This is a genomic window from Bacillus sp. ISL-34 (assembly GCF_018613325.1).
Taxonomy (GTDB): domain Bacteria; phylum Bacillota; class Bacilli; order Bacillales; family DSM-1321; genus Peribacillus.
The window spans coordinates 153200-170468 of the sequence record NZ_JAGGQJ010000018.1; the positions used below are offsets into that span (position 1 = coordinate 153200).

Here is a 17269-nt window from a genome sequence, read left to right on the forward strand (position 1 = left end):
TGATGTATTCCTTTTTTTGATTAACGTTCATTAGCTAGAAATGACACCGCCTCCTATTCTAATGTTTATTTATTAATTTTAATAAATATTAATTTTTATAAGTATTAATATTATTAAGTAAAGAGTTTACCAGTTTAATTATTTTTTGTCATGTAATTTATTCGGAATAATAGTGGGAAATAAATACATTGAAATGGTAAAAATTTAAATTTTTTTTAGTTTTAAGGATATATGGAAAGTAAAGTTGACATTGGAATGTCATTTAATTAAATTTAAGAGGTAGGATTGTCCTATATAAGGAGTGAGAAGGCTGGAATTTAAATGGGAAGTAACTAATAGTATAGAAATGCAGATTTTTCGGATTAGGAAGAAGCTTAGGGCCATCGTAGCAAAAAATCTTCAGCCTTATGGATTAACATCGCCTCAGTTTTTCATATTATTGATATTGAAAAAAGAGGGGTCGATTAAATCGACCCAACTGGCTGACTTCTTAACCGTAAAGCCAAGTGCGATTACCGTATTTGTAGATAAGTTGGTCGAAATGGATTATGTGAAACGGCAGCCCTCTGATAAGGATCGCAGGGTCATCAACCTTGAATTGAAAGAGGCAGGGGAAGCGATTTTGGGGAGAGTCCTTGCGGAGCATAACCAATTGATGGGCAAGAACTTCAATTCATTCTCAGAAGATGAGCTGCAGGATCTTTTGAAGAAATTGGATACGATTGAAAAGGCGGCAGATAAGAACCTTTTGGATGATTGAATGAGGGCATGCTCTAAATAGAGACGAAAAAAGACGGTTCCCGGGAACCGTCTTTTTTTAATCTTCTTCATACTGGACAGATATTTCGTTATCTTCCTTATGGAAGGACTGGAAGCTGACGATCAGCTTTTCAAGATGTTCCAATTGTTCGTCATATTCTATGACTGCAGAAATCAATGGTACAAGGCGGGCAGAGAGATGGCCCAGATTATCATGCATTTCGTCCACTTGATTCTGCTGTTCGAAAAAGTGGGCGAGCAGCTCTTTACGACTTAAACAATCCTGGTCCCAATCTTCAATCTCCTCGATGGACTTGATTTTTTCGATATGCAGCAATATCAACTGTTCATGCTTACGGATCAATGAATCAAGCTGCTGTAAGATACTCCGTTGGAAATCTTCAGGCATTTGATATACTTCATTCTCGAATTTATGGATTCTCTTCAAGGTTTCAAACGCTTTTTTTGTCGTTATGATCATTTGGCGATAAACGACAAGCTTTCTTCCTTTAGCAACACTGTTCTTCTTGAAATATTCCCGCTCCTCTTTGTACATGGAATAGATATGTTCTAAATCGAGTAACTCCGCCTTCAATCGGCTGATGTCTTTTTTCAATAAAGTGTGTTCTGTAGCATGTCTTGTGCTTATTCTGATCCATTTCAAGATGTCTTCCGTTACATCTGTAATGCGTGTATAAAGCTTTGCTTCGTACTTTGGAGGAATGAAAACCAGATTCACGATAAACGAAGAAACGATTCCAAGCAAAACGGATGAGAGACGAATAAAGGCAAAATTGAGGAATTCCCCGTCCTGGCTTTCCATGATGGCGATGACCGTCACGATGGAAAGGACAATCGTTTTATCCATTTTCAGTTTTAAATTGATGGTTATGACAACCATAACGGCAAGACCGATTATAAAAATATCATTTCCGAACAACAAAACGAATGAGACAGCAACCAATGCGCCAATGATATTTCCTTGAATTTGCTCCAACACCGTTTGATATGAACGGTAAATGGTAGGTTGTATTGCAAAAATTGCAGCAATCCCAGAAAGGACAGGAGCAGGAAGGTTAAGCAGTTCCGAGAGATAAAGCGCTAAAACGATTGCTATTCCTGTTTTGAGAATGCGGGCACCAAACTTCATATATGGGTTAATCCTTTCTTTGTGTTGTAATGGAATGTGGTAAAAAAAAGTCTCTATTTATATATAGGCTTTTGCTTAAAGTTGTATTCTAACTTATTTGTTAGTACTTTACACTAAAATAAGCAGATGTAAACAAAAAGTAATATACAGGATTTTCCTAAGAGTTACAATAGCTAAAATCAAGTTTAATATATAAAGAAACGATAGGCAATTTCTTGATTGCTTTCAAGTTTGTTTTTCCATCGTTTGAAGACTATTCCAGGAGGTATATGACTGGAAAAGGCTGATGCTCGAAATGAAGAGCATCAGCCTTTATCAATATATTTTGGCATCACTCCGTGGATACAGCAGGATCCGCCTGTTCTTTAACTGGAACGACCTGAAGGAAGTGCTCTTCAGGATTTTGAAGCAGTGCCTCTAAAGAGGCCGCTTCTTCGCTTTGGCCATGATCTTTCAAGAGGGCCGTGTATTTGCCAAGAAGTTCGGCCACATCCTGCAGGCCTCTTGCGGAGAGGGGCTCAATGGAAATCTTTGCCCCTTTCGCAACCCGTTTCTTAATGACCTCTTTGGTTAATCCAGATTCAGGCTGTTGCCGCAAATAAACGACACCGCCTGTCATCCCTGCGCAAATCCATGGACCGGGATCACCCAGAACCAAGCCTCTTCCATTTGTCATGTATTCAAAAGCGAATCCCTTAATATTGGAAGTTACCGCAATATTACCGTTTTCCTTTTTAGGAAGCGGTTGTTTCAATAATCCTCCAATGATCATATCTGCTCCGGAAAGCCGGATTCCCGCCCTGGCATCGGCATCACCTTGGGCAATGAGGAGACCATGCTGTGCACCGTAACCAAATCCCTTACCGACAGAGCCATTGTAGAACTTTCCATCTTTTCCTGGAGATTTAAAGATGGCAATATTACCGCCAATCGATGTTTTGCCAATGCCATCCTGGGCACCGCCATTAACGCTGATTGTAATTCCCTCCGTATTGTATGCCCCAAGTCCATTACCCGGGATGGAACCATCCTGGTAGGATAGGTGAACGGGAGGAAGTTTTTTGTATGATCCATCCAATCTGCCCCTAACGCGGTGACAGGACACCCTGCTGCCGAGTACACGCTGCTCGGAAGTGATCGAGCTATAGTTACGGGATTGCTGCAGATCATCCACATGCGAATCCAGATATTCAGCGCCAACGGCTACCTGCATGGAGCCTTCATTCAAATATGCCGCCGTTTCCTTATGTGAGAACGGTGTTATATCCAGGTTTTTCAATAAATAGGTTAAATCCAATGATTGTTGACCTTTAACTTGCTGTAGCAAATCAGAACGTCCGACGATATCCTGAAGATTCTTCACCCCAAGTGATCCGGTCAAAGATTTGAGTTCTTTTGCAAATGCACTGAACATATTCGTTAATCCCTGAACGGCTAAATCAAATTTTCGTGGAACAAAACGGCGCAGCCCATGTTCTTTCGCCTGTGCTTCCGATTCAATTTGAGTGGCGATGCCCACATGGCAAGTATCAAGGTGACATCCGCGGCACGTTGTACAGCCGACGGCAATCATCGAAAGGGTTCCAAAACCTACACGGTTTGCCCCAAGCAGCATTACCTTCAATACATCCATCGAGCTTTTTAACCCACCGTCAGCCCAAATTTCAACATTCTGTCGGATACCTGACTCAAGCAGCGCATTATGGGCCGCTTTCACACCTATCTCAACTGGTAGGCCGACATGTGCGAGTGCATGGATCCTGGCAGCACCCGTTCCGCCATCAAAACCGGAAAGCGTTATGATATCGGCCCCCGCTTTTGCGACGCCGACAGCAATCGTACCAATGTTTGGAACGACAGGTACTTTGACGGCAACTTTTGCTTTGTCGTTTGCCGTTTTTAGCTCATGGATCATTTGGGCCAAATCTTCAATTGAGTATATATCATGATTATTGGAAGGGGAGATCAAATCGGAACCGATTGTTGCATTTCGGGCTTCTGCGATTTTCGCTGTGACCTTGGAACCTGGAAGGTGACCGCCTTCACCAGGTTTTGCTCCTTGCCCAATTTTAATTTCCAATAGATTTGAAGAGTTCAATAGTTCTGCATTGACACCGAAACGGCCGGAAGCGATTTGCTGTCCGCGGGATTTCGGGTACTTGCCAAGCATATCCTTTATTTCCCCGCCTTCACCGTTCATGCTGATCATGCCTAACCTTTCGGCAGCTTCTGCATAGGCCCGGAAAGCAATCTCATTTTGTGATCCAAAGGACATGGAGGCTATGACGAACGGCAATTCCTGTTCGCCGATCGAAAGACTGACTTCTTCAGAAGGGATGGTAGCATCTGAAGTTTTTAATGATGTCAAATGGCGGATCGTCGTAGGATTTGATTCTTCCTGTTCGGTGATCTTTTCGCGATAAGCATCATAGTCCCCGGTTGAAGCAACTTCCCCGATAGACTTCCAAATCCTAGGGAATAAATGGAAGGTCTTACCCATCCGTTCTTTTTCATTGCCGTAATCTTCTGCACGCTGGATGGCATCTGCCTTGATTTTATCAAAATTATAGTCCAGATCATTGGATCCGAAGAAGTTAGCCACATTTAAATATTTCGCGATTTCCTCATGTAAACCGATGCTTGAGAAAAGTCTTCCATAGCCGCGCAGCTCATGAATGCCAATGGTGGAGATGACTTTCTCAAGCCCTTTCGTCAAGGAGTTATATAGATTGGTAACCCCCTTGAGGTCATCCGAAGATAAGGAAAGGAACATATAATAAGGACTGATTAAATTGGCCCCAAGACCATAAGAAACGATGATATCGTGCAGTGACCTTAACGATGCTGAACGTAAAAGGATGGAGCAATCACGGCGCTTGCCTGTGCGGACCAACGCTTGATCGACTGCTGAAGTGACAAGGTGCGGATCAAGCCAAAGGTTGCCGTTTTGATGGGCAAGGGCATCATCCAGAACAAGCAGCGTTTTTCCTTCATCCACTGCATTGACACTTTCATCCGTAATCCTGGTCAAGGCATCCGTGATGTTTTCATCCTCTTTGAACGTACTTGAAATGAAGTGCACGAGTTTGTGATCTTGGTTATATTTAATGAACTGATCATAGCTTGGCTGCGATACGATAGATGAGCACTCATAACCCGTTGACCCTTCAATCAATAAGGGAGTCAGCAGTTCCGTAACCTTTCCTGCCTTATTCGCTTCGAAAAGGGAAGGACGTTTTCCGATGATCGTTCTTGTTGAGAAGTGCTCGGTTTCCCGGTCCCGGTCGATCGCAGGGTTGGTTACAACGGCCACACTTTCCTTGATGAAATCAGCTATGTTGGTCCGTTGGGGATTAAGTGCTGCCAGCGGCGCGTCATGACCAAGTGAACGAATGGGCTCAGCGCCTTTTTCGGCCATCTGTTCCACTAGTTGGACATGCTCCCTTTCCCACCCAAAGGCTTTATACTGACCATTATGAATGGCTTGCGTATTTGTCATGGAGACAACCTTTTCAAACACTTGGGGCTGTAAGCGGACTCGGTCATTTGAAAGGACGAAACGATCATTGAAGAGTTCAAACACTTTATGCTGGTAATCCTTGTATGTGTACAATTCAATACGGTCGCCGTTCCATTTCAAACCGATTTTTTCCCCTGGACCCATCGGTTTCGGATCTCCGGTATATTCACTGGAAGGGATGATTCCTGGTTCGGAAGTGAACATATAAGATGATTCCGTTTCAATATTCCATAGCGGGCGCAAGCCTAAAGAGTCGACAGAGAACACGGCTTCGTCGCCGAAACGGGAGATGATGCCTGCCGGACCTTGTGCAAAATGACCCCATGCTTCCCTTAAATACGTATATAAGTCTTGTAAGTGCTCGGGATATTCCTTGATTTCATTGATGATTGGCGGGAACATAAGATCGACAGCTTCAAATAAAGAGTAGCCATGACGGCAGATGAAAGTTTCAATCGTCTTGTTTAAATCCTGTGAGTCGCTTCCATCTTTAGCGATGGGAACTCCGATCATTTTCGCTTCATCACGCAATTTGGCGATGGTATTGATTTCGCCATTATGACCAAGGACACTGAAAGGCTGGACCCGGAAGAAGCTCGATAGAGTATTGGTTGAAAAACGATTATGTCCCAGTGTCATGGTGGAGGCAGCCAAAGGGTCGGCAAGATCAAGATAATAGGCAGGGAGCGTATCCCCCGCACCCATCACTTTGTATACCGCATGATGCTGGCTTAAAGATGCAACATGGATGAAATCACTTTTTTCGATGTCAGAAGTCAGCTCAAAAAGAACATTTGAAAGCTCTTGGTTGTTATTGATGGTGGAGGAACAGGCAAATTGCCAGAACACCGGGTCTTCTTGAATGGCAATGGGACCCAATGCCTCGGAACGGTAGGCTTTATCCGTTTCGAATATCAATGAGAGACCATGTTGGAGCAGTTTCTCCTTGACTTCAATTTTTAAGTCGCTAGCTTCTGTTTTTTTGCTTAAAAATAAGTGGCCGACTATGAAGGAATCTTGATCGACGATGCTTGAATCTACATTTGCCGCTTCAAGCTTCTTTTTCCAAAGAGCGCGGGGAATATCGATATGGATGCCGGCGCCATCGCCCTCACCATTGATGAAGCCGCAGCGATGGTTCATTTTAACCAGGGCGTCGATACAGGCAAAGATGTTTTCGTTAGTAGGGATTTTCTTTTTTTCGATGCAGGAAACGATACCGCAGGCATCATGTTCTTCCTTGTGAAATTCTTTAAATGTAGCAGGTGTCCATTGTTGGGCCATATATGTGGCTTGAATAAGGTTACCCTTATTCTCTGCCTTTCACCTCCTGTAGCATGTGTTTAATGGGGGAAATATTAGTAAACCCGAACAATAGTCCAAGTTTTGATAGATTGAAAGAAAGTGTATAAATGTATATAAATGTATCCATATCATATCATTTAAATATTCAGAAATCAATTTTTTATACAATGGACTGGATGCTGTGATTGATGGGATTTTTGTGAGGAGTGGCTTCAAATGCTAATATTAAAGATTTATTACAAGGAAATAAGAAACCCCCAAGATTGATGTGCATCCTGAGGGTGTATAAAAAATGCATAATTATGCTGATTCGATTTATTATATTAGGTTTTTGAATGCATGTTCAACCGCTTTTAGAGTATAAGCGATATCATCATCCGTGTGAGCGATTGTCAAGAACCAGGCTTCGTATTTGGACGGTGCCAAATTGATTCCCTGGTTGAGCATGAGTTTGAAGAACTTAGCGAACATTTCGCCATCCGTATTTTCCGCCTGCTCATAGTTTTCAATTTTTTCTGTCGTGAAATAGATCGTCAACGCCCCTTTAAGGCGGTTGATGGTGATCGGTACATTATATTGGCGGGCTGCTTTCAGGATACCTTCTTCAAGGATTTTCCCCAGCCGGTCAAGCTCGTCATACAGCCCCTCTTCTTTAAGTACTTCTAAGCAAGCTATCCCGGAAAGCATTGAAGCCGGATTTCCTGCCATCGTACCCGCTTGATAGGCTGGTCCCAGCGGTGCGACAGTTTCCATGATCTCTTTTTTACCGCCATAGGCACCAATAGGAAGCCCGCCCCCGATGATTTTTCCAAGCGCGGTCAAATCGGGTTGAATTCCCAAAAAGTCCTGTGCCCCTCCATACATGAAGCGGAATGCTGTGATGACCTCGTCGAAAATGACGAGTGATCCGGCTTCGTGAGATAATGAAATGACTTCTTCCAAGAAGCCGGGGCTTGGTTCCACGATTCCAAAGTTGCCGACGATTGGTTCAACCAGCACGCCAGCAATTTCATTGCCCCATTTACCAAGAGCTTCTTTAAATGACTCGATATCATTGAAAGGTACCGTGATGACTTCTTGTGCGATGCTTTTTGGAACGCCGGCAGAGTCCGGTGTACCTAGAGTGGACGGGCCGGAACCTGCAGCGACGAGAACAAGGTCGGAATGTCCATGGTAACAGCCAGCAAACTTGATGATCTTATCGCGTCCTGTGTAAGCACGGGCAACGCGGATGGTGGACATGACGGACTCGGTTCCTGAATTGGTGAAGCGGACTTTATCCATGGATGGTATGGCTTCTTTCAACATTTTGGCAAATTTGACTTCATGTTTTGTCGGGGTGCCGTATAAAACGCCCGTTTCTGCTGCTTTAACGATAGCTCCCGTAATATGTGGATGCGCATGACCTGTGATGATCGGGCCATATGCAGCTAAATAATCGATATATTTATTGCCATCAACATCCCAGAAATAAGCACCTTTGGCATGATCCATCGCAACCGGTGAACCGCCGCCTACAGCTTTGTAAGAACGGGATGGGCTGTTAACCCCGCCAACGATATGTTCCAATGCCTCTTTATGTAAAAGCTCAGAATTACTAAAATCCAATCTTAAAACCTCCTAAAAATATAAACATATTTCCCCTTAATCATAGCACTTTTCCGTCCGTAAATCTGGGGTCGAAGGCTAGGAAATGTGATTCGTCCCCTATTGGAAGTGCTGAGCCCTAGAAGCATCAGGATTCAGGTCCTTCATTTTGTTTGCGAAATAGGGTCGGATCCCAAAACACCTGTTATGAAAGTAAGAATGGCCAAGATGGTGTCAGGGTTTTCGATGTCGAAGGATTGGCGGTTCATTTCGCCCTGGGCTTGGTAATAGATTAGATGGCCGGTTCCTTTCTCTTCATTAATGCAAAGATGGAAACTGATGGGTGTGCTTTCGATCGACCCGCTCGAATCCCTTTGGATGACCTGGCATAATAATTCACCGTACTCATCTTCATAAAGGAAGTCATATCGAAGGTCGATAACGACCTTTTCAATTTGGGATAGTAATAATTTTTTGATATTCATGGCATACTCGTCTCCTTTATATATGTATCTGATACAACGGCCATTTCGCCCGGAAAATGGTATATGGCAGCCAAGCATTTTTATTGTCTAAAAAGGTTAGGTTGGATAAACTAATTCATTAGGACAAGAGATTACGGAGGATGTAACAGGATGAGTGATGCAATTCAAGTGAAACAGCTTCGGAAGGAATTTAAGTCGGCATCAAGCCGTTCAGGGCTAAAGGGTGCCTTCCGGGATTTACTTACCAGAAATTATAAGGTCGTCCCTGCCGTCAATGATATCAATTTTACTGTAAAAAAGGGTGAGATGGTAGCTTATATCGGGGAAAATGGTGCAGGGAAATCGACCACGATCAAAATGCTGACAGGTATTTTGGAACCAACAGCAGGTGAAATCACGGTCAATGGCATGAATCCGCATAAAGAAAGGGAAAAGTTCACTCAGACAATCGGAGTCGTATTCGGTCAGCGCTCACAGCTTTGGTGGGATATTGCGGTTCAAGAATCGTTCAGGCTGTTAAAAAAGGTCTATAAGGTAACGGATGAACAATATAACGATCATATGGAACATGTCATCAAGACGCTTGATATCGGTCCTTTGCTGGACAAACCAGTGCGTAAACTCTCACTTGGTCAGCGAATGCGTTGCGAGCTTGCGGCAGCTTTGATCCACAATCCGCCTTTGCTGTTCCTGGACGAGCCGACAATTGGACTTGATGTGCTCGTGAAAATGAAGATTCGTGAGTTCCTGAAAGAAATCAATGAGAAATATAATACGACAATCCTTTTGACTACACATGATTTAGGAGACATAGAAGCATTATGTGAGCGTGTAATCATGCTTGATGAAGGACAAATCATCTATGATGGGGAATTGCAGAGTTTGAAAGATAACTGGGCTGAGGAAAAACAGATCCATTTTCAATTCATCGAGCCGATCGCATTGAAGGAATTGCAATCATTGGTGCTCCCATTTACCGCTAACTGGGTTTATGATGAGAAAAGTCAAACTTACATTGCCTTGTTGAAAGAAGAAAGTGATCATATTTCACAGCTTGTTTCAGCTGTCGTATCTCATTTTAAAATAAAGGACATCAAAATCCATGAAACGTCCATTGAAGAGATTGTTCGCAATATTTACGAAGAAGGCACTGTCTGACTCTCTTATCATTAAGAAACAACGTGTCTATCAAGAAGGGGGAGGGCCATGGGGAAGTATCTTGCAATGATTCGCATGCGTTTTTTGATGATGCTTGCGTATCGAACGGATTATTATACCGGCATTTTAATTTATAGCATTAATATCGGTGCTTATTATTTCTTATGGAATGCGATATATGGAGAAAAAAGCTCCATCGAAGGACTTTCAAGCATGCAGATGACAACCTATGTAGCGGTTGCATGGATGGCGCGCGCTTTTTATTTCAATAATATTGACCGCGAAATCGCCACTGAGATTAAAGACGGCAAGGTTGCCATTGAAATGATCCGGCCTTATAACTATTTAGGCATGAAAACGATGCAAGGACTTGGGGAAGGGATATTCCGTTTCTTCTTCTTCTCGATTCCGGGAATGCTGCTGGTAGCATTCATTTTTCCTATCGAATTGCCGCACGAGCCGGCTACATGGGGGATATTCGGCATTTCCTTGCTGTTCAGCTTCATCATCAATACACAAATTAACTTATTGACGGGAATCACTACCTTTTTCTTATATAATAATGCCGGATTGATCCGGGCTAAAAGGGTTATCATTGATTTATTTTCCGGTCTGCTGCTGCCCATCAGTTTCTATCCGATATGGGCGCAGGAAGTGATGAAATATTTACCCTTTCAAGGGATCAGTTATGTACCAAGCATGATTTTTACGAACGGGTACAGTTCAGGCGAAATTGGCATGGCGCTTTTACAGCAGTTAATTTGGTGCATCATTCTCATAATACCGATTCAGCTTTTATGGATAGTCGCAAAAAAACAGCTGATTATTCAAGGAGGTTGACGGAATGTTTTATGTATCGATGTTCTTTCAATATGTGAGTCAATATATGAAAACAAGATTGCAATATAGAGCCGATTTCTTCATGGAAATCCTATCTGACCTGCTGAATCAGGTCGTGAATCTGGTATTTATCTTAGTCGTTTTTGGACATACCCAATTTTTAAGCGGGTGGAGCCGTGAAGAAATCATATTCATTTATGGATTTTTCCTTATCCCATTCGCCCTTTTTTCAGCCTTTTTCAACATCTGGGATTTTAATGACCGCTATATCGTCAAAGGTGAAATGGACCGGATATTAACAAGACCGATACATAGCCTTTTTCAAGTCATCTTAGAACGAATCGAGCTTGAAGCGTTATTTGGTGTTGTGACCGGTTTGATAATTATATTCTACTCGGGGATTTCATTGGATTTGCAGCTTGCGTGGTATGACCCGATTCTTTTCATCATTTTTGCAATAGGCGGGGCCCTTGCTTATGCAGCCATATTCGTTGCGATAGCAAGCATTGGGTTCTGGTCGGATGCGAAAACATCCATCATGCCAATGATGTATAATATCGGGAACTATGGGCGCTATCCTGTTGATATTTATAATAAGGTCATTCGTTTTGTTCTTACATGGGTGCTGCCATTCGCATTTGTTGGTGTCTATCCGGCATCTTATTTCCTTAGAAAAGAAGAATGGTATGCATACGCATTTGCCACACCTGTAATTGGGGTAGCCTTTTTCATGATATCCGTTTTCATATGGAATCAGGGAGTGAAGAGGTACCGCGGTGCAGGAAACTAAAAGAAACCCCTTCAACAGCATTCATGTTGAAGGGGTTTTTGTTTAGTTCCGTTTATTCTTTCTTTCAATATATCTTGCTTGTCCTTGAACATATTGCTGCTTTTCCTCTTCCGTTTGTGTGCGGGAGGTCTGTTCCTAAAAAAGAATATATTGTTTGGACAGGGAGTATGTATAGAGGAAGTGGCGTTTTGAAATGGGGCGTTGGGGATGACTTTCTACATCTTGATTGCAGGAATCATTTTTTGCATGGTGATGAGCATTCGTACGTTATTTCTTGTTGAGTCGGGAGGGAAGAAGTTTTCCCTGGAGGATATGCTGTGGCTTGGCAATTTATATGCGACGATATTAGTTGGATTTGCACTGATTTATTTATTATACGAACTTCAGAATCATTCGGTGATTCTAGATATGGGCAATCGATTGGATGGCACTTTCTATGAACAGTTGAAGACTTCTTTTTATTTTAGTGCGATGACGATGTTTTCTGTAGGGTATGGAGATATAGCTCCGATTGGCATGGGCAGGATGATAGCTACCATTCAGGCTTTTATCGGGTATACACTGCCGGCAGCGTTCGTGATCCGGACGGTGATCGATCTGGAGCACAAAGATAGGAAGGATAAATGAAAGTTGTGTTTCTATCGATTATTGGGTACTCTTACCATAATGAAAGAAATGGAGGGTTCAATATGACTGTTAAAATTGGAGAAAAAGCACCTGAATTCAAGCTCCCTGCAAACAATGGTGAAATGGTGTCCCTATCGGATTTTAAGGGGAAATACATTGTTTTATATTTTTATCCAAAAGACATGACGCCAGGCTGCACGACGGAGGCCTGTGATTTCCGGGACCATAATGAGCAATTTGAGGAATTGAACGCGGCCATCATTGGTATCAGCCCAGACCCAGCTGCACGTCATGAAAAATTCATCGAAAAACATGGATTGCCTTTTCTGCTGCTGGCTGATGAAAATCATGAAGCGGCTGAATCATTTGATGTGTGGCAATTGAAAAAGAACTTCGGCAAGGAGTATATGGGCATTGAACGTTCAACTTTCCTGATTGATAAGGCTGGTAAGGTAGTCAAAGAATGGCGTAAAGTAAAAGTCAAAGGCCACGTCGAAGAAGCTCTTGAAACTCTTCGCGACCTCGAAAAATAAGGGACAGGCAGATGAAGGATGAGCGAATAACGAAGCTTGCAGCCAGGCTGATTCATCATTCGATACAATTACAGCCAAAAGAGAGAATCCTCATACGGGGGCATATCAACACGAAACCATTATTGAAAGAGCTGATTGATGAAATATACAGAGTGGGTGCATATCCATATGTAGAACTCGAAGACGATGAAATAAGCCGCCACCTGTTACAAGGGAATGTAAAGGAACAACTTGACACCTCTTCGCAATGGGCCATGAAGAAATATAAGGATATCGATGCGGTCATCATCATCACCGGGGAAGAAAACGATGTGGAAATGACCGATGTTCCCATCGAGAGGCACCGTCTTCAAGGTGAGGCTATGAATTCCCCCACTCTTTTCTATGTAAACAACCGACGTTGGGTCTTGCTTAATTATCCCACCAATGCATCAGCGCAAAAAGCCGGCATGACCTTCGACATGTACCAAGACTTTCTTTTGAACGTATGCAACATGGATTACGGGAAAATGGAGACGGCCTTGAAACCGTTAAAACAATTGATGGAACGGACTGACAAAGTCAGGATCGTTTCGCCAGGGACAGATTTGACCTTTTCCATCAAAGGTATGCCGGCCGTCATATGTGCCGGAAAAAAGAATTTACCGGATGGGGAAGTGTTTACGGCACCCATAAAAGATAGTCTCGATGGAAGGATATCCTTCAACACACCCACAACCTATGAAGGAATCACCTTTAGTGACATAGAATTAAACTTGGAAAAGGGAAAAATCATTAAAGCGACTTCCAATCGTGACTCTGAAATGAACCAAATTCTGAATATTGATGAAGGTTCCCGGTTTATCGGAGAGTTCGCAATTGGGATCAATCCATACATATTGGAACCTATGGACGATATCTTGTTCGATGAGAAAATAAGCGGGAGTCTGCACTTGGCTCTTGGACTTGCCTATGAAGAAGCGGATAATGGAAATCGATCATCGATACATTGGGATATGGTCTTGATTCAGCGTCCCGAATATGGGGGTGGTGACATCTTCTTTGACGACGTCCTGATCAGAAGGGATGGCGTTTTCATTTCGCCGGAATTACATGCATTAAACCCAAATTCTTTTAAAAAAAGCCTTTTTTAATAAGGGTAAGGCTTTTGTCCAACTCAAAAAGGGGACACCTGAATATGCTTTATTAAGGGAATACCTCCTCAGAGAAAGTTGCGCGGGACACATAGAGCCCGTGTTTTTTTATGTTGATTAAAAGGGGGAGATAAACATGATAATACTTTCAACTGTCATTCCGAATGAAGGCATCCAAACGAAGATGACGGAAGCTTTTCCTGATTTGAACTTCATTTATCAAAAAGGATGGAAGGATGGGTCGCTTCGTGAAGCGGAAATCTTAATTACATATGGTGAAGACTTAACTGAAGAAATCATTGGAAAAGCCGCGAACTTGAAATGGATCATGGTCATGAGTGCAGGGATGGAATCAATGCCATTTAAAGCCATTGAGGAACGTGGCATTCTGGTGACTAACGCAAGAGGAATACATAAAATCCCAATGGCCGAGTATACGATAGGGATGCTTTTGCAATATGAAAAGAAATTGAAACTGCTTATTAAGAATGAAAAGGCAGAACTGTGGGATAGAAAGATTGAAGTTGGGGAATTGAATGGCAAGACGATGCTCGTTATTGGTGTCGGTGCAATTGGAGGGGAAGTGGCCCGTCTTGGAAAAGCTTTTGGGATGACGACGATGGGAGTGAACCGGAGTGGGAAGCCAGTGGAATCCATCGATCATCTTTATACCCCGGATAATTTATTGGAAGCCATACAGGGAGTGGATTATATCGTATCCGTCCTGCCAAGTACGAATGAAACGAAAGGGCTTTTGCAAAAAGAACACTTTAAAGCAATGAAAAAATCTGCTGTATTCTTGAATATTGGCCGAGGCGACCTGATTGACGATGAAGTGTTGATCGAAGCCCTCGATGCCGGGGAATTATCTCATGCCATCTTGGATGTATTTGATCCGGAGCCTTTAGGAACAGGGCATCCGTTTTGGACGATGGAGAATGTTACGGTCACACCGCATCTTTCAAGTAAAAGCGGAGAATATTTACCAAGAACCTTTGCCATTTTCGAAAAAAACATGCGTGAATACCTGAAAGCTGGAAAAGACTTCATCAACTTAATCGACTTATCCAGGGGATACTAAACTCAATGCAAAAATGGGAAAGATTCAATGCTTCATGAATAAACTAAAAAAGAATGGTTAAGCCATTGAATTATTGACAAATTCAACGCATAAAAGGTACACTATTTATAAATATTACAATTTAAGAATTCATACTTAATAAGAAAAAGAGGTGGATGACGGTGTCTGAAGTTCAGTTAAAAGAAGCGTTGGATTCCTTAAAAGATACCGGTGTAAGAATAACTCCTCAACGCCATGCGATACTTGAGTATTTGATAAGCTCCATGTCCCACCCTACCGCTGATGATATATATAAAGCGCTGGAAGGCAAGTTTCCGAATATGAGTGTGGCAACGGTTTATAACAACCTGCGTGTTTTCCGTGAGGTAGGTTTGGTAAAAGAACTAACATATGGTGATTCTTCGGCAAGGTTTGATTTCGTGACGACGAATCATTATCATGTAATTTGCCAAACTTGCGGGAAAATTGTGGATTTCGATTATCCTGCATTGGATGAAGTCGAGCATTTCGCAGCACAAGTCACCGGTTTCAATGTTAGTCACCATCGGATGGAAATCTACGGTGACTGTACGGATTGTGCGAAAAAAGAATCGCATTAAAAAAAGTTCCTCCACTTGGTTGGAACTTTTTTTCATGTTATGAAGAAATGATACAATTGTTAAGGACCTCTTGAAAGGGAATTCAGCTAGTCGAATTCCTCTAGTCATGCAGGCTTTTCCGGTTATATTTTTCGTTGAATTCTTCGCCTTCCAACTTTTTGTCAAGTGTCAATGGTTCTTCACAATGCATGCAAATATCTACACGCCCTAGTATTTTTGTAGGTTTGCCGCAGTTAGGACAGACAACCTGGATCGATTTTGTAGAAAGCATTCCAATCCAAAAATAAACCCCGGTGCTTGCGATTATGAATAAAAGGCCCAGCCCCATGAAAATCGTCATGACAACAGGATGCGTTTTAAAGAAAAGGCCAAGGTACATTACGATAAAGCCAATGAAAATCAAACTCAAAGCAAAAGTACGTATTTTATTGATTTTGCTAGAATATTTAGCCATGGATTGTCCCTCCTAAAATATAACTTTAACTATAACATAAACAATGGATGGAACAAAAAAGAAATAAAGGATACATATTACTTTTGAATTGAAATGGTTTGGGGTAAGGGTAATAAGCAGGAATTTGAAGAGTTTTGTCGAAAGTCTAAAAAAAAAGGTTTTGGAGGAATTTATGATGGAAGATATCCTTCGCCCGATTTATCAAGAGCGAGCAAGTTTAAAATCTACACTTGGAATCTTGTTGATAGAAAAAAGAGATGATAATAGCCCGATTACCGATACATTTGACTACATCCTTTTTGTGATTGCAGACGAAGCCGAAGAGGCCGTGTTTTTAAAACATTACACTTACCGGGATAAAAAGGCAGCCTTACATATCGTGAAGGAAGACCAGTTAAAAGAATGGCTTCTATTAGGTACGAACCGCAAAGTGGTTGACTGGATATATAACGGGAAGGTCCTTTTTGACCGGAATGAATATTTGGACCGTTTGAAAACGGAAATCCGGGAGTTCCCCTTCTATGGAAGGAAGTTAAAGATGGGGATGGAGTTTGCGAAGTTAATTCGCAGGTACATGGATGGGAAAAGCTTCTTTGAAAAAGGACATTATCTGGAGGCGTACAACCATATCGTTCATTCCTTGCATCACTTGGCCCGTTTGGAAATAATAGAACAGGGCTTTTATCCGGAGGTCACGGTCTGGAACCAAGTGAAGCATATGAAACCTGAAATCTACAAGTTGTATAAAGAATTGATCAGCAGTGAGGAAACTCTTGAGAAAAGATTGGAGCTTCTATTCCTTGCGAGCGAATTTCTTATTTATTCGAGGACGAATGCAGGTTCACAGCATTTGGTCGAAATAATGGGGACGAAAGAAGATCCGTGGACGATTGCGGAGCTTATGGAGCATCCTGAAGTTAAGTTTTATTCAGTCGACCTAGGTGTTTTATTGGAATATTTGATAGAGAAGAAGGTAATCGAAGTCATCAAAGCGGAGACAAAAGGTCACGAGGTATATCACCGGTTTTATCGGGTGTCAAAAAACTTTTAAAAAAAATGCATTTTTATTGTTGACCAATAGGAATATAGGTGTTATATTAATACATGTCGCTGCGGGACATCAGCTTTCGCAGCTTCATCAACACAAAAAAAGTTAAAAAACATGTTGACAACGTAGTTGAAAACATGATAAGATGTAAAAGTCGCTTACGAAGTGAACGACAATGGAATTGCTCTTTGAAAACTGAA

The 17269-nt window shown here is 42.1% G+C and carries 15 protein-coding genes; 10 read left to right on the forward strand and 5 right to left on the reverse strand.

Features of this window, described 5'->3' with window-relative positions:
* Window positions 1–301: 301 nt before the first annotated feature.
* Window positions 302–760, forward strand: coding sequence for a MarR family winged helix-turn-helix transcriptional regulator (locus tag J7E52_RS14280; protein WP_214747548.1), 459 nt, complete (start codon window positions 302–304; stop codon window positions 758–760).
* A gap of 57 nt (window positions 761–817) precedes the next feature.
* Here the strand turns inward: J7E52_RS14280 and J7E52_RS14285 are convergent, their stop codons facing one another.
* The 4 genes from J7E52_RS14285 to J7E52_RS14300 all read right to left on the reverse strand — a co-directional run bounded on the left by J7E52_RS14285 (window position 818) and on the right by J7E52_RS14300 (window position 8806).
* The gene (locus J7E52_RS14285; RefSeq protein ID WP_214747551.1) at window positions 818–1909 is read right to left on the reverse strand and encodes an FUSC family protein; all 1092 of its coding nucleotides are present in this window, start codon (window positions 1907–1909) and stop codon (window positions 818–820) included.
* 331 nt (window positions 1910–2240) lie between these two features.
* Window positions 2241–6713: a glutamate synthase-related protein gene (locus J7E52_RS14290; RefSeq protein WP_214747554.1), complete on the reverse strand. Its 4473-nt coding sequence runs from the start codon at window positions 6711–6713 to the stop codon at window positions 2241–2243.
* A 339-nt stretch (window positions 6714–7052) separates the two neighbouring features.
* On the reverse strand, window positions 7053–8342 hold the full coding sequence (locus tag J7E52_RS14295; RefSeq protein ID WP_214747557.1) for a glutamate-1-semialdehyde 2,1-aminomutase: 1290 nt from the start codon (window positions 8340–8342) through the stop codon (window positions 7053–7055).
* A gap of 143 nt (window positions 8343–8485) precedes the next feature.
* Complete coding sequence (locus J7E52_RS14300) at window positions 8486–8806, reverse strand: hypothetical protein (RefSeq protein WP_214747560.1); 321 nt, start codon at window positions 8804–8806, stop codon at window positions 8486–8488.
* A gap of 150 nt (window positions 8807–8956) precedes the next feature.
* On the opposite strand from J7E52_RS14300, the gene J7E52_RS14305 reads away from it, so the two are divergent.
* The 8 genes from J7E52_RS14305 (at window position 8957) to perR (ending at window position 15567) form a co-directional block, all read left to right on the forward strand.
* Window positions 8957–9964 carry an ABC transporter ATP-binding protein gene (locus tag J7E52_RS14305; RefSeq protein ID WP_214747562.1) on the forward strand — a complete coding sequence of 336 codons (1008 nt, stop codon included), beginning with the start codon at window positions 8957–8959 and terminating at the stop codon, window positions 9962–9964.
* A 48-nt stretch (window positions 9965–10012) separates the two neighbouring features.
* Window positions 10013–10804, forward strand: a complete 792-nt coding sequence (locus J7E52_RS14310; protein WP_098936373.1) for an ABC transporter permease — start codon at window positions 10013–10015, stop codon at window positions 10802–10804.
* Between the two features lie 4 nt (window positions 10805–10808).
* The gene (locus J7E52_RS14315) at window positions 10809–11594 is read left to right on the forward strand and encodes an ABC transporter permease (protein ID WP_101225968.1); all 786 of its coding nucleotides are present in this window, start codon (window positions 10809–10811) and stop codon (window positions 11592–11594) included.
* Window positions 11595–11801: 207 nt separating this feature from the next.
* A complete protein-coding gene (locus J7E52_RS14320) occupies window positions 11802–12221 on the forward strand; it encodes a potassium channel family protein (protein WP_101225970.1) in 420 nt (139 codons plus the stop codon).
* A 62-nt stretch (window positions 12222–12283) separates the two neighbouring features.
* Entirely contained in the window at window positions 12284–12754 is a 471-nt protein-coding gene (bcp, locus tag J7E52_RS14325) for a thioredoxin-dependent thiol peroxidase (RefSeq protein ID WP_214747565.1), read from the forward strand.
* Window positions 12755–12765: 11 nt separating this feature from the next.
* Window positions 12766–13887, forward strand: a complete 1122-nt coding sequence (locus J7E52_RS14330; protein WP_214747569.1) for an aminopeptidase — start codon at window positions 12766–12768, stop codon at window positions 13885–13887.
* A gap of 136 nt (window positions 13888–14023) precedes the next feature.
* On the forward strand, window positions 14024–14968 hold the full coding sequence (locus J7E52_RS14335) for a D-2-hydroxyacid dehydrogenase (protein ID WP_214747572.1): 945 nt from the start codon (window positions 14024–14026) through the stop codon (window positions 14966–14968).
* Window positions 14969–15123: 155 nt separating this feature from the next.
* Window positions 15124–15567, forward strand: coding sequence for a peroxide-responsive transcriptional repressor PerR (gene perR / locus J7E52_RS14340; RefSeq protein ID WP_076371177.1), 444 nt, complete (start codon window positions 15124–15126; stop codon window positions 15565–15567).
* Window positions 15568–15667: 100 nt separating this feature from the next.
* On the opposite strand, the gene J7E52_RS14345 is transcribed toward perR, so the two are convergent.
* A complete protein-coding gene (locus J7E52_RS14345; RefSeq protein ID WP_101225973.1) occupies window positions 15668–16021 on the reverse strand; it encodes a YgzB family protein in 354 nt (117 codons plus the stop codon).
* Window positions 16022–16196: 175 nt separating this feature from the next.
* Between J7E52_RS14345 and J7E52_RS14350 the strand changes: the two genes are divergently transcribed.
* Window positions 16197–17072 carry a nucleotidyltransferase-like protein gene (locus J7E52_RS14350; protein WP_214747610.1) on the forward strand — a complete coding sequence of 292 codons (876 nt, stop codon included), beginning with the start codon at window positions 16197–16199 and terminating at the stop codon, window positions 17070–17072.
* Window positions 17073–17269 lie beyond the last annotated feature (197 nt).